This is a genomic window from Parahaliea mediterranea (assembly GCF_003402235.1).
Lineage (GTDB): Bacteria > Pseudomonadota > Gammaproteobacteria > Pseudomonadales > Halieaceae > Parahaliea > Parahaliea mediterranea.
In genome coordinates, this window is sequence record NZ_QEWO01000003.1 from 570,272 (window position 1) to 583,763 (window position 13,492).

11 protein-coding genes are annotated in these 13,492 nt (G+C 65.2%); 5 read left to right on the forward strand and 6 right to left on the reverse strand.

The features are described 5' to 3' along the window. The first annotated feature begins 19 nt into the window (after positions 1-19). On the forward strand, positions 20-754 hold the full coding sequence (locus DDZ17_RS11970; protein ID WP_116367117.1) for a LuxR family transcriptional regulator: 735 nt from the start codon (positions 20-22) through the stop codon (positions 752-754). Between the two features lies 1 nt (position 755). Here DDZ17_RS11970 and DDZ17_RS11975 read toward each other — a convergent pair whose 3' ends face one another. Together DDZ17_RS11975 and DDZ17_RS11980 are read right to left on the reverse strand one after the other, a co-directional pair. Continuing rightward, a complete protein-coding gene (locus DDZ17_RS11975; RefSeq protein WP_157976605.1) occupies positions 756-2,141 on the reverse strand; it encodes a phosphotransferase in 1,386 nt (461 codons plus the stop codon). Between the two features lie 35 nt (positions 2,142-2,176). Continuing rightward, positions 2,177-4,489 carry a TonB-dependent receptor gene (locus tag DDZ17_RS11980; protein WP_116367121.1) on the reverse strand — a complete coding sequence of 771 codons (2,313 nt, stop codon included), beginning with the start codon at positions 4,487-4,489 and terminating at the stop codon, positions 2,177-2,179. 188 nt (positions 4,490-4,677) lie between these two features. On the opposite strand from DDZ17_RS11980, the gene dinB reads away from it, so the two are divergent. After that, complete coding sequence (gene dinB, locus DDZ17_RS11985; RefSeq protein WP_116367276.1) at positions 4,678-5,811, forward strand: DNA polymerase IV; 1,134 nt, start codon at positions 4,678-4,680, stop codon at positions 5,809-5,811. Positions 5,812-5,819: 8 nt separating this feature from the next. On the opposite strand, the gene DDZ17_RS11990 is transcribed toward dinB, so the two are convergent. Further along, complete coding sequence (locus tag DDZ17_RS11990) at positions 5,820-6,242, reverse strand: YbaN family protein (RefSeq protein WP_241505865.1); 423 nt, start codon at positions 6,240-6,242, stop codon at positions 5,820-5,822. 62 nt (positions 6,243-6,304) lie between these two features. On the opposite strand from DDZ17_RS11990, the gene DDZ17_RS11995 reads away from it, so the two are divergent. Next, positions 6,305-7,054: a proteasome-type protease gene (locus DDZ17_RS11995; protein ID WP_116367123.1), complete on the forward strand. Its 750-nt coding sequence runs from the start codon at positions 6,305-6,307 to the stop codon at positions 7,052-7,054. On the opposite strand, the gene DDZ17_RS12000 is transcribed toward DDZ17_RS11995, so the two are convergent. The 3 genes from DDZ17_RS12000 to DDZ17_RS12010 are packed head-to-tail and all read right to left on the reverse strand — an operon-like array spanning position 7,026 to position 10,463. Next, the gene (locus tag DDZ17_RS12000) at positions 7,026-8,066 is read right to left on the reverse strand and encodes a zinc-binding metallopeptidase family protein (protein WP_116367125.1); all 1,041 of its coding nucleotides are present in this window, start codon (positions 8,064-8,066) and stop codon (positions 7,026-7,028) included. The two genes, DDZ17_RS11995 and DDZ17_RS12000, sit on opposite strands and share 29 nt — an antisense overlap. A gap of 13 nt (positions 8,067-8,079) precedes the next feature. After that, positions 8,080-9,018: an alpha-E domain-containing protein gene (locus tag DDZ17_RS12005; RefSeq protein ID WP_116367127.1), complete on the reverse strand. Its 939-nt coding sequence runs from the start codon at positions 9,016-9,018 to the stop codon at positions 8,080-8,082. Beyond that, positions 9,015-10,463, reverse strand: coding sequence for a circularly permuted type 2 ATP-grasp protein (locus tag DDZ17_RS12010; RefSeq protein WP_116367129.1), 1,449 nt, complete (start codon positions 10,461-10,463; stop codon positions 9,015-9,017). Before DDZ17_RS12010 ends, DDZ17_RS12005 begins: the two co-directional genes overlap by 4 nt. A 203-nt stretch (positions 10,464-10,666) precedes the next feature. Between DDZ17_RS12010 and DDZ17_RS12015 the strand changes: the two genes are divergently transcribed. Continuing rightward, positions 10,667-12,814 carry a molybdopterin oxidoreductase family protein gene (locus tag DDZ17_RS12015; protein ID WP_116367131.1) on the forward strand — a complete coding sequence of 716 codons (2,148 nt, stop codon included), beginning with the start codon at positions 10,667-10,669 and terminating at the stop codon, positions 12,812-12,814. A gap of 62 nt (positions 12,815-12,876) precedes the next feature. Then, positions 12,877-13,473, forward strand: coding sequence for a LemA family protein (locus DDZ17_RS12020; RefSeq protein ID WP_116367133.1), 597 nt, complete (start codon positions 12,877-12,879; stop codon positions 13,471-13,473). Positions 13,474-13,492: the final 19 nt, after the last annotated feature.

The window sequence follows — 13,492 nt, forward strand, 5'->3', positions numbered from 1 at the left end:
ACAAGAGGGCCGCACGAGCATGCTGATTCCAGACCTGGATTTTGACCTTGATGCCGATGCGCTGGAGCACTGTGCGCTGATGGCCACCAACCCCACCCTGGAAATGGTGTACTGGAGCCCGGGCGCACAGCGACTGCTGGGCTTTCGGCGAGAGGACGTTCTGGGGCGGCTGCCCTTTGAGGTATTTATGTCGCCGCAGGATTTTGCGGTGGCAGCGGATTACTGTTCCCAGTTGATGAACGCCGCGCCCGGCGACGTTGAGCTGCAGGCACACTACAGCGCCCACACCGACCAGGGCGGCCGACTGCCCTGCGACTGGTATCACCAGCGCGTGTACAGCGCCGAAAGCGGCGCATTGATGCTGGTGCTGTGCCTGGTGGTGCCGGCAACAGCAGGGGCGGGGTTTGATCCCGCCCACCAGCGCACGGTGGAGCAATTTGCCAACACCGTGCAGCGCTGGCTGGAAGAGCGCGAACAGCGCTGGCAACGCTGGAGCCAGTTGTTCAGCGAACGCTGCAGTGCGCGGCGTTTTGAGCAGGGCCCCTACGCCGACCTTACCCCCCGCGAACGGGAGCTGGTGGAAGAGCTGGCGCGCTCCATTGGCCTGAAGCTGGCTGCGCGCAATCTGGGTATTTCGCTCAACACCGCCCGCAACCACCTGAAATCCGTGTTCAGCAAGTTACAGATACACTCCCAGGCGCAGTTGATCCGCGAGGTGCGCTCGCTGGCCACGCCCCAGCGGGGCGGTTACTGAACTACAGGTTTACCGCCGCCAGGCGGCAGTGCTGCCAGCGCGTGACCAGCGGCGCCATCAGGGCCATGTTGCGTTGGGCCACCCCCCAGCAGTGCTGGATCATCGCCGCTTCGTCGAGGGACTCCGGCGCCGCTGCCAGTTGATCCAGCAGCGCCTGGCGCGCCGCGCCGAGCTGGCGATGCTGCGTCTCCAGCAACTGGTTGATGCCCGCCAGCTCCAGGTGGTCGGCGTCTGCCCCCAAACGATGGCGCCGGGCGAGGTACTGCACAATCTGCACGGCGCCCGCCGTCATGGCCGCCGCGTAATCGCCTTCAACCGCGGGCGCTATGCCCCGCTCCAGCTGCTTGGCCAGCACGGCGTATAACTCATCGTGCCCGGCATCCTCTGCCACCACTGGCGTATCGGCATCAACACGCAGGCCGTGGTACAGGCCGAAGGCTTCGCACAGCAGCAGGTCGCAAACCGCCTGGTAACCGAGATTCATCGCCACCGGCGTGTTCCAGGCAGGCCGGCGCACCAGCCCCGGCAGCGAGATCACCGAGCGACCCAACTGGTGAGCCAGGTAGTAGATAATTTTGCTGCGATCGAGCGTTACGCCGGCCTGTTGGGCGTAGGCCCTGAAGTAGGGGGTCAGGTCGCCGCCCGCCGAGGGGGTGAAAAAATCCCGCAGCCAGACGTTACCCAGGTCTTCCAGCGGGTCGCCGTAGTGGGCCCATTCCCAGTCGACAATGGCCGTGACGCGCCCGGCCTCAAACATGAAGTTCCCCGCACCGGTGTCGCCCTGCAACAGGCAGGTGCGCTGCACACTGTGCGGAACATGCCGGCGCAACCAGTGGCGGCAGAACGCGCCGAGCACAGTGGAACTATCCGGTGGGCCGGGCAGGCCCTGGGGCGGCTCCACCGCCGCCAGTTCCAGTAGCGAATGCTCTTCGGCACTTGCCGGCAGCTCAAAGCCGGGCAGTGCCAGCTGCGCCACATCAAGGCGATGCAGGTTGGCCAGGTGGCCCATGAACGCTCGCAGCACGGTGTCCTGCTCATCAGCATCGGCGGCATCCAGATCAGCCCGCCCCGGCTCGAAGGTCTGGATGGCCAGGCAGAAGTCATCGTTCCAGTCGACAATGCCCTGGGTGGGAATGTCGGTCTGCTCGCAGAGATAGCGGATCAACCCGCTTTCCCGCTTGAGGCCCCGGCGCCCGGGTGCACCGGCCAGCGCGGCACGATCAATGCGCAGAAAGTAACGTTCACTGGCACCGGCGTGGGTAAGCACGTCTGCCTGCCAGGCTTCGCGCCTCACCACCAGGCGCTTCAAGTGCAGCTCCCGCGCGTTGAGGCGCTGGCGCAACCAGTCTTCGGCCCCCGGGGGCAGGGCGGACGGCGTCGGTGTCATGGGCTCTCCTTGGCAGGGTTCAGGCGCTACAGGCATCAGTATTCAAAAATCAGGTCCACGCCCCAGGTTGCCAGGTCGCCGTAGACATTGGTGGTAAAGCCGAGGGTGCCAAAATCGGTGCCAAATTCCCGGTAGGCCTCGTTGGTGACATTGCGCCCCCACACCGCCAGCGCCAGGGCGCCACCGGCCAGGGGAATATCCGACCAGGACAGGCGCGCGTCCACCAGGGTGCGCTCATCGGCGGTGCCATTGCGATACAGGGTGGGGCTGAAGATGTATTCGTCGGTGTAGGTGGCATCCAGGCGCAGGCGCAGGGCACCGGGCCCACTGAAGGGCAGGCGCCACTGGGCCCAGGCGTGGGCGGTGTGCTCCGGCGCGAAGGGCGCTCGCGCGCTGTCGGCAATATCCTGCCCACCCACCACAAACTCGTCGTAATCAAAGGTCAGGTAACCGTAGTCCAGTCCCAGCACCAGCGCATCGCTAACCTGCAGGGTGGATTCCAGCTCCAGCCCCTGGATGGTCGCCTGGCCGGCATTCAGCAGCACCGTGGCGCCGGATACAAAGTCGTTCACCTGCAAGTCGTCGTAGTCGTAAAGGAAGGCCGCAACGTTCACCCGCAGGCGGCGCTGCAGCCATTCGCTTTTCAGACCCACCTCGTAGTCAATGAGGTTTTCCTCATCGGCGGTGAGGGCAAAAGCCTCCTCGTTGCCCGCACGCACCGGGTGACTGCCGGCGTTATAGCCCGTGGCCACCTTGGCGTAGCCGTTGATGTCATCGCTGAAGCGATAGGTCACCGTGGCGGTCGGGTTCCAGTTGCTCCAGCTCGCGCTTTGCTCCCAGTGGGGCGTGGCATCGAGAATCACCGCCTCTTTTTCATCCTCGGTATAGCGCAGCCCCAGGGTCAACCCCAGACGGTCATCCAGCACCGGCGGCGTCCATGTCACCTGGGAATACGCGGCCCAGGAGGTGTTGTCCACGCTGTACTCTTCCCCAAGTCCGGTTGGTGGCGGCCCCAGCAGGGCGTTCTGGTTTACCAGCACGCCGCCGTCAAAACCCGGCAGGGCGCCCCCCGGCAGGTAGATGAGCAAGTCCCAGCGGTTGTGCAGTTCCTCGGCCTCCTCGGCAAAGTAATAGAGGCCGCTCACCGACTGCCAGCGCTCATCGGCGCTGCTGGCGATGAGCTGCAGTTCCTGTGACCAGGCGGTGTGCGCCTTGCGGTTGCCCTGATACTGTGGCAGCGCAAAGTGGCCAAAGGGCACCGACCAGGTTCCGCCGTCCTGATCGTTGCCAATCAGGTCGCCATCCAGGTCGTGGTAGCCGGTGATAGAGCGCAGTTCCACGGCACCCAGTTGCCAGGACAGGTGCAGGGCCGCGTCCACAATGTCGTAGCGCTCGTAGCCCTGGTTATCCAGCGCCAGCTGGCCCAGCCGGTCCTCGCTCACCGCCCCTGATGCCAGTGCTTGCCTGAAGGGGTTGTCCGCCGGTGGCACCACGGTAAATGGTGAGAACGAAGTAACCACCGGCAGGTCGAGATAGCTGGACTCAACGGCGGTGAGCTGACCGGCCTGGGGCGCCGCTTTGGTGCTGGCCTGCTGATAGCTGAAGTCCGCGGTAAAGTCATCGCCGGGCTGCCAGCGCAGGGCCAGTCGCCAGGCTTCGTTATCCACCTCGCCCAGCCGCTGCGGCCGGCTGCTGCCGGTGTTTTCGATAAAGCCGTCGTGCTGGATCACCACATAGCCGAGCTTGGCCGACAACCCCTGCCATGCGGGTAAATCCAGCACGCTGGAACTGCGGAAGCGACCGCGATCGCCGCCGGTCAACTGCTGCTTGAAGCCCAGCTCACCGGAGGGCTTCTTGCTGATCAGGTTAATGGCGCCCCCGGTGGTGTTTTTGCCGTACAGGGTGCCCTGGGGCCCGCGCAGTACTTCCACCCGCTCCAGGTCGACCACATCGAACACCGAGCCGGTATTTTTGGACAGGTAGACGCCGTCCAGGTAAAAGCCCACCTTTGGGTCCTGCGCCAGCGATGGTTCGGCGGATGCCAGGCCGCGAATGGTCGCCGCCGCGGACACCGCCGTGGAATTGAGAGCCACCACCCGCACATTGGGCACAAAGTCGCCCACCCCTTTCAGGTCGTGGATGCCAAGATCAAGCAGGGTCTGCTCGTTGAAGGCAGTCACGGCGATGGGGGTTTCCTGCAGGTTTTCCTCGCGCCGCTCGGCGGTAACCACCACCTCTTCCAGCACCGCTGCGGCCGAAGCCAATCCAGCGTTGCCCGCCAGCAGCGCGGCCAGGGACAGTGATTGCGACAATCTCAAAAAAGCGGGGCAGCGATGGTTGGACTTCATGGTGGGGCTCCAGCGCGTTGTTATAGTGGCACGTTGCTATAGAGGCACGTTGCTAAAGTGGCACGTTGTTACAGTGGCGCCATTCTCTGGTTGCCAGCGCGCTGCCTCAATGGCCCAATTTGCACTATACCTTCGCACTGGGCGCCCCCCTGCTGACACAGCGCTCCGGGGGTTCTAGTATTCGCGCCATGCACGACGACCCCAGCGACAACGCGCCGCTACGCAAGATCATCCACATTGATATGGATGCCTTCTTCGCCAGCGTGGAACAGCGCGACAACCCCGACCTGCGCGGCAAGCCGGTGGCGGTGGGCGGTTCGTCGGCGCGCGGGGTGGTGGCAGCGGCCAGTTACGAGGCGCGGCAGTTTGGTGTGCGCTCGGCCATGCCCTCGGTCACCGCCCGGCGACGCTGCCCGACGCTGGTCTTTGTAAAACCCCGCTTTGAGGTCTACCGGGCCGTGTCGCAGCAGATACACGCCATCTTCCGCCGCTACACCGACCTGATCGAGCCCCTGTCGCTGGACGAGGCCTATCTCGATGTGAGCGAAGACCGCCTGGCCATCGGCAGTGCCACCGGCATTGCCCTGGCGATACGCCGGCAGATTCTTGCCGACACCGGGCTCACCGCCAGTGCCGGCATCAGCTACAACAAGTTCCTGGCTAAAATCGCCTCGGACCAGAACAAACCCAATGGCCAGTGTGTGGTGCGCCCGGAACAGGGCCCCGCCTTTGTCGCCGCCCTGCCGGCCCGGCGCTTTTACGGTGTGGGCCCAAAAACGGCCGAGAAAATGGCGCGGCTTGGCATTCACAGCGGGGCGGATTTGCGCGACTGCGCGCTGGATTTTTTACAACAGCATTTTGGCAAGTCGGCGGAGTATCTCTACCGCGCCAGCCGGGGCATCGACCACCGCCCGGTCAAACCCGACCGCATTCGCAAATCCATCGGCGCCGAGCGCACCTACGGTGAAGACCTGCAGGACGAGGCGGCCCTGCGCAACGCACTGGAGGCCATTGCCAGCACGGTATGGGAGCGGGCGCATCGGCACGGCAGCCGGGGGCGCACCGTCACGCTGAAGCTCAAGTTCAATGACTTCCGCCAGATCACCCGGGCGCGCTCGCTGGAAGCACCGGTCGCCAGCCGCGATGCCCTGGCGGCCATCGGCCAGGCATTATTGGGTGCGCAGTTGCCGCTGCCCCGGGGCGCGCGCCTGCTGGGGCTGACGCTGTCCACCCTGGAGCCCGCCCATGCCGAGCGCGCCCCCGCTCCAGCCCCCGCCAGCGTCACCGAAGCGCCGCCACGGCAGGGGCGGTTTGCGTTCTAGGGCAGCAATCAGGCCAGGCCGCCGTCTTCCGGGCGGCGCCACAACCAGATGGCCACCGCCAGCATGGTGGCCGGCGCAACCACCTGCACCCAGGGTGTCAACGGCAGGTACACAATCAGCGCGCTGCTCAGGGCCATCATGAGGGTGGCGGACCACTTGGCGCGGCGCGGCACCGCGCCCCGCTCGCGCCAGGCGCGAATGCTGGGGCCGTGGCGCGGGTGGGCCAGCAGCCAGCGCTCCACCGCCGGCCAGCCCCGGCTGGCGCACCAGGCCGCCAGCAGCCAGAACGGCACGGTGGGCAGGCCCGGCAGCACAATGCCCACCGCGCCCAGCAGCAGCGCCAGCAGGGCGGCAAACCGCCACAGCAGGGCCGCCACGGGGCCGGGAGTGGGTGGGCCGGGGGGCCGGTTCTGAGTAGTAGTATTCTTCACGGGGAGTCAGTATCCTTCGCTGCTCCTGAATTGCAAACTGGCCGTCCGGCCCGCTTCCACCGATGACTTACTGCCTGGCCATTGCCCTCGATGAGGGCCTGGTATTCTGCTCTGACTCCCGCACCAACGCCGGCGCCGATCGCGTCAGTACCTACAGCAAGATGCACCGCTTCTCGGTGCCCTACGACCGCTCACTGATTCTGCTCAGCGCCGGCAACCTGGCCACCAGCCAGGCGGTGGTGGCGCAGATCCAGCGGGATCTGGAAGAAGACGCCGCCTTCAACATCCTGAAGGCAAAGTACCTGGCGGACGTTGCCCACTACGTGGGCAAAATCAGCGTCAGCGAGCAGGCCAAGTACAGTGGCGAGGGCGGCCCGGGGGCCGGCTTCAATGCCGGGGCGACGTTTATCCTCGGCGGGCAGATCAAGGGCCGCCCGCCAGAGCTGTACATGATCTACCCCGAGGGCAACCACATCACGGCCTCGGAGCAGCACCCCTACCTGCAGATTGGCGAAACCAAGTACGGCAAGCCGATTCTTGATCGCATCATCCGCAACGACACGCCCTACGAAACCGCCATGCGCTGCGCCCTGGTGTCGCTGGACTCCACCATCCGCTCCAATGCCACAGTGGGGCCGCCCATCGAGTGCCTGTTCTACCGCGCCGACAGCCTGCAACCCCAGACGCAGTACTTCAAGCTGGAGGAGCACCACCCCTACCTGACCCAGCTGCGCCAGTCCTGGGACGACAATATCCGTCAGGCATTCAACAACCTGCCGCCGCTCACTGAGGTGTTTGCAAACGGGCAATGACCCGGTCGGCAAAAGCCAGTTTGCGCTCTACCTCGCTGTTGATCACAAAGGGATAGGCGTCGCCGTGGCCGACGCTGCGGTTGAGTTCGTTCAGCGCCAGGCTCAACTCGCGCCACTGGGCGATGCGCCCGTCCATGTCCAGGGCGTCCGGCCCCCAGGGAATCACATCGTGGGCCGCGGCCGTTTCCAGGGCGTCGTAGATGTGCAGGTAGTGCCCCCAGGTTTCTGCCCAGTCTTCTGAGGGGTGAGCGCTGGCGTAGGCGCTGATGTAGCGCTCGCGCCAGTTAGGGGGCGGGCCTTGGGCATAGTGGCGCGACAGGGCGCTGGCGTAGTCTTCCCGCTCGTCACCGAACAGATCGGTAAATTCGCTGCGCAAGGCGGCATCCGGGTTCAGATGGGCCCAGTAGTAATGCCCGGATTCGTGCCGCAGGTGTCCGAGCACGGTGCGGTAGCGTTCGTTGAGCTGCTCGCGGGCCGCCGCCCGGGCCACGCTATCGGCTTCCAGGGTATTGATGGTGATCACCCCGCCCAGGTAGCCGGTGCTGGCAAAGGTTTCGGCGTATTCCTCGCGGCTGCGGCCGTCCTCGACAAAGTCCAGCAGCAACCCGCCGGGGTCGCGCCAGCCGCTGACCAGGGGCAGCCCCAGCCGCATCAGGGTAAAGAACAGGCGCTTTTTACCCTCCTCCAACACCCGCCAGCGCTGCTGGTTGCCGGGCAGGGACTGGTTGGGCACGGTGCGGTTGAACTGGCAGGCAAAGCACAGCCGCTGGTCGCTGTGCTGTGGCACCAGCCAGTTGCAAACATCAAAGTCCACGCGGTTACCGCAGTGGCGAAAGGGCTCGCCGTCCACGGTTTCGCAGTGCTCGCCAAGGCGGCCGCTATCGCCATCGCCGCAGGTCAGGGCGCGCATAATCAGTTGGTCGCTGTCAAAGCCGAGGCGCGCGCCACAGTGCAGGCACTGCTGGCTGTCAAAAAAAACCTGGTTGCCACAGCGGCAGAACAAGCGCTTCATCGCCCTGCCCCGGCTAGCGGGCCTCCGGCTGGAACCAGGTATCGCTGATGGTGTCGTGCAGCTGGTTGATCAGCCCCTGAAAGTCATCAATATAGCGGTGTATGTCGTCGGGGCTCATGGTATCGGCATGGAAACGGCCCAGCTTGCGCCGCGCCCGTTCCAGCTGGCGCATGGCCGCCTCGTTGTTGGACAGGGGGCGCAGGGACTCGCGAATCCCGCGCAGGCAGAAGGCCACCGAGCGCGGGTGGTCCGCCTCCTTCAGCACAAACTCCGCCACCGAGGCCCCATCCAGCAGCGGCCCCACCATGCGCCGGTAGGCACCCAGGCCAGACAGCGACTGCAACAGCGAGCTCCACACCAGCGGGTCGATGGCGGCAAAGCGGCTGTCGCGCTCCATCAGTTCCATCACCCCCACATCCACCACCCGGGTGGTCATGTCGGAGCGCTCCAGCAAGTGGCCAAGGCGAGTGAAGCGGTAGGCGTGGTCGCGGCTCAGGGTGGTCTGCAGCATGCCGTTGATCATCTGGCAGCGGCTGACCACCTCGTCGAGGAATGCCTGGCGATTACGCCGCCCCACGGACTTGTCGGCCGCCTCTTTCACAAACAGGTGCAGTTCGTTGACCTGCTCCCAGGTTTCCTCCGGCAGCACATCGCGGGTGGTGCGCACGTTTTCCCGGGCGCTGCGCACCGAGGCGGCAACGCTGCTGGGGTTGTCGGTGTCCGCCACCAGGAACTTGACGATATTGGCTTCGTTGGCCACCCGGTAGCGGCTGTAAAACCAGGGCTCGGCGTCGAGGATGCGCAGCAGCACATCCCAGCCCAGCTCGGCGCCACTGGGAATGTCCATGATCAGCAGGTGATAGCTGCTGACCAGCCGCGCGGTGTCTTCGGCGCGCTCCAGATAACGGGCTTTCCAGTACAGGCGGTCTGCCACCCGAGACAGCATGGTCATACTTTGCCCTCCACAATCCAGGTATCCTTGCTGCCGCCGCCCTGGGACGAGTTCACCACCAGCGAGCCCTTCACCAGCGCCACCCGGGTCAGCCCGCCGGGCGTCACCCAGCTGTTCTTGCCCTGCAAAATGAAGGGCCGCAAATCCAGGTGGCGGGGTTCGATAGTGTCGTCGCAGTAGGTGGGCGCGGTGGACAGGGACAGGGTCGGCTGGGCGATATAGTTGCGTGGGTTTTTCTCGATCAGGCCGGCAAACTTGCGCCGGGTGGCGGCGCTGGCGTGGGGGCCAACCATAATGCCGTAGCCGCCGGACTCATTGGCCGGCTTCACCACCAGTTTGTCGAGGTTGTTCAGCACATAGTCGCGGTCTTTCTCGTCCATGCACAGGTAGGTGGGCACGCTGTCGATCAGGGGCTTTTCGCCAAGGTAGTAACGGATCATCTCCGGCACATAGGCGTACACCACTTTGTCGTCCGCCACGCCGCTGCCCGGCGCGTTGGCGATGGCCACCTTGCCCGCCTTCCAGGCGCGCATCAGCCCGGAAATACCCAGCACCGAATCCTCGCGGAAGGCCTCCGGGTCCATAAAGTCTTCGTCGATGCGGCGGTAGATCACATCCACCCGCACCGGGCCGTCCACGGTCCGCATGTACACGCATTCGTCGTCGCCCACCATCAGGTCTGGCCCTTCCACCAATTCCGCGCCCATGCCGTGGGCGAGGAAGGCGTGCTCGAAATAGGCTGAATTATAAATACCCGGCGTCAGCACCACGATGCACGGGCGCTTGCGATCGCGCGGCGACAGGGAGGCCAGCGTGCGGTACAGCTGGGATGGATAATCGTCCACCGGCAGAATGCTGTAGTTCTCGAACAGCTCCGGCAGCACGCGCTTGGTGATTTCGCGGTTCTCCACCATGTAGGACACGCCCGAGGGCACCCGCAGGTTGTCCTCCAGCACATAGAACTTGCCGTCTACATTGCGCACCAGGTCGGAGCCGCAGATATGCGCCCACACTCCGTAGCGCGGCGACATGCCCCGGCACTGGGGCTTGTAGTTGCTGGACTCCAGCACGATGTCCGCCGGCACCAGGCCATCGGCCAGAATGCGCTGCTTGTTGTAGATGTCGTCGATAAAGCAGTTCAGGGCGCGGCTGCGCTGGATCAGCCCGCGGCTGACTTTTTTCCACTGCTTGGCGGAAATAACCCGGGGAATGATGTCGAAGGGCCAGGCGCGGTCGATATTGCCGCCTTCGGTGTACACCGTGAAGGAAATGCCCATCTCGCGAATGGCCAGTTCCGCCGCTTCGCGCCGGGCCGCCATTTCCTCGGCATCCAGCTCCTGGAACAGTTGCACGGCGCCGCGAGCGGCAGTGCGGGGGGAGCCGCGATCGGTAATCAGTTCGTCGTAGAACGCCCCCGGCTGATAGGAAGACCAGTGATTATTCATCTTCTGCTTCACCCCCTGAGTCCAATACAGCGGAGGGATGACCGCAGGCCACCGGTACCGCACTGTGGGAAGATGCCCCGAGAGTAGCGCAAAGCCGCAGGCGCGGCTATAGCCGCAGGAGGATGGCTGCCTGGCTCGCTTCAAGCGCTGCGCACCAGGCGCTACACTCCAGACAAACCATAATCAAACTCAGGACTGCCGCCATGCCACTGACCACCGACACCCCGCCATCGGCCGAAACCCGCCTGCACCACCGCGCCTGTCACCTCTGCGAAGCCATCTGCGGATTGCTGATAGAAACCCGCGGCGAGGACATCGTCAGTATCAAGGGCGACCCGGACGACCCTCTCAGCCGCGGCCATATCTGCCCCAAAGCCATCGCCCTGAAGGACATCCACGAAGACCCTGACCGGCTGCGCGGCCCGGTAAAGAAAGTGCCGGGCGCCAACGGCAGCTCCACCTGGCAGGCCATCGGCTGGGAGGAAGCGCTGGACAGTGCCGCCGAAGGGCTGGTGCGCATCACCCGGGCGCACGGCGTAAACGCCCTTGGCATCTACATGGGCAACCCGACGGTGCACAACCACGGCATGATGACCCACCAGGGCCAGCTGTTTCGGCACTTTCGCACCGACAACCGCTTCTCCGCCACATCGGTGGATCAATTGCCCCATCACCTGGTGGCCCTGTGGCTGTTTGGCCACAAGCTGATGTTCCCCATTCCGGATATCGACCGCAGCGACTACTTCCTGATGCTCGGCGCCAACCCGGTGGCGTCCAACGGCAGCATCTGGACCGTGCCGGACATTCGCCGCCGTATCAGCGACTTTAAACAGCGCGGCGGCAAGCTGGTGGTGATCGACCCGCGTCGCACCGAAACCGCAGCGCTGGCCAGCGAGCACCACTTCATTACCCCCGGCACCGATGCCCTGCTGCTGGCCGCCCTGCTGCACACCCTGTTCAGCGAGAACCTGGCCAACCCCGGCCACCTGGCCCCGTTCGTTAAAGGGCTGGATGCCGTGGCGGGTGCGCTGGATGCCTTTACGCCCGAGTTCGCCGCCGCCCACTGCGGCATTGCCGCCGACACCATCCGCGCCATGGCGCGGGATTTTGCCCGCGCCGGCGCCGCCATCTGCTACGGCCGCATGGGGGTTTCCACCCAGCGTTACGGCACCCTGTGCCAGTGGCTGATCCAGCTCATCAACATCGCCACCGGCAACCTGGACAAGCCCGGCGGCTCCCTGTTCACCCTGCCGGCCGTGGACCAGATGCAGAGCGTCAGCCCCGGCGGCTTTGGCCGCCACCACAGCCGTGTGCGGCACCTGCCGGAGTTCGACCGGGAGCTGCCCGCTTCCACCCTGGCCGAGGAAATCACCACCCCCGGCGAAGGGCAGATACGCGCCCTGTTCACCGGGGCCGGCAACCCGGTGCTGTCCACCCCCAACGGCCGCCAGTTGGACGCGGCGCTGGAACAGCTCGAATTCATGGTGTCGCTGGACCCCTACATCAACGAGACCACCCGGCACGCCGACATCATCCTGCCCCCCACCTCCCCGCTGGAGCACGACCACTACGACCTCGCCTTCCACGTCAACGCCATGCGCAACACCGCGCGCTTCAGCGAGGCGGTGTTTGCCAAACCCGAGGGCAGCCTGCACGACTGGGAGATCTTCAACGCCCTGGCAGCGCGCGTGGCCGCCCTGCTGGAGCAGGACCACCGCGACGCCCCCGCGCCGGATGTCATCATCGACGCGGGCCTCAAACTCGGCCCCTACGGCGAGCAGCACGAATTGCAGCTGAACCTGGAACGCCTGCGCCAGCAGCCCTCCGGGGTTGACCTGGGGCCGCTGCAATCGCAGCTGCCACAGCGCCTGCGCACGGCGCAGCAGACCATCGACTGCGCCACCGCCCAGCCACTGGCCGACCTGGTCCGGCTGCAGGCGGAGTTTGCCGACCCCGGCGAGGCCGGCCTGCGCCTCATTGGCCGGCGCCACCTGCGCTCCAACAACTCCTGGATGCACAACTACCATCGCCTGGTGAAAGGCCCCGGCCGCTGCACCCTGCTGATGCACCCCGACGACATGGCCGAGCGCACCCTGTCCGATGGCATGGAAGTCACCCTGCGCTCCCGCGCCGGCGAGGTGCGGGTAACGGTGGAAGCCAGCAACGACATGATGCCGGGCGTAGTGAGCCTGCCCCACGGCTTTGGCCACCACCGCCCGGGCATGCGCCTTGGCACCGCCAGCCGCCACGCCGGCGTGAGCTGCAACGATGTCACCGACGAGCTGGCCCTGGACGCCCTGTCCGGCAACGCCGCTGTGAACGGCATCCCGGTTTCGGTCAGCGCCGCGTGAGGGCCGCTTTGTAGCGACACCGGTCTCGGCTACACTCGGGAAAACTCAGGGGAGAGAGCGACATGGAAATCGGCACAATCGTCTTCTGGCTGGTGCTGCTGGGGCTGGTGATTTACATCATCAGCATCTACAACCGCCTGGTAACGCTGAAAAACCGCTATCTGAACGCCTTTTCACAGATTGAGGTGCAGCTCAAGCGGCGCTACGACCTGATCCCCAATCTGGTGGAAACCGCCCGGGCCTACCTCAGCCATGAGCGCGAAACCCTGGAGGCGGTGACCACCGCCCGCAACGATGCCGCCGCCATCCTCAAGGCGGTGAGCGACGGCAACGTGGGCGGCGAGGCCATGCACAAACTGGCCAGCGCCGAGAACGCCTTGCAGGGCGCGCTGGGCAAGCTTAATGTCACCATGGAAGCCTACCCGGACCTCAAGGCCTCGGAGAACATGCAGCAGCTGTCCGAGGAACTGACCAACACGGAGAACCGCGTTGCCTTTGCCCGCCAGGGCTACAACGACGCGGTGATGGCCTACAACACCTTCCGCCAGAGCTTTCCCCCGGTGTTCTTTGCCGGCAAATTCGGCCACCCCACCGACGCCCAGCTGCTGGAATTCGACGATTCGGCGCAAATCCAGGCCGCCCCCAAAGTCAGCTTCTGAACCCGCGCCGGCGGGCGCG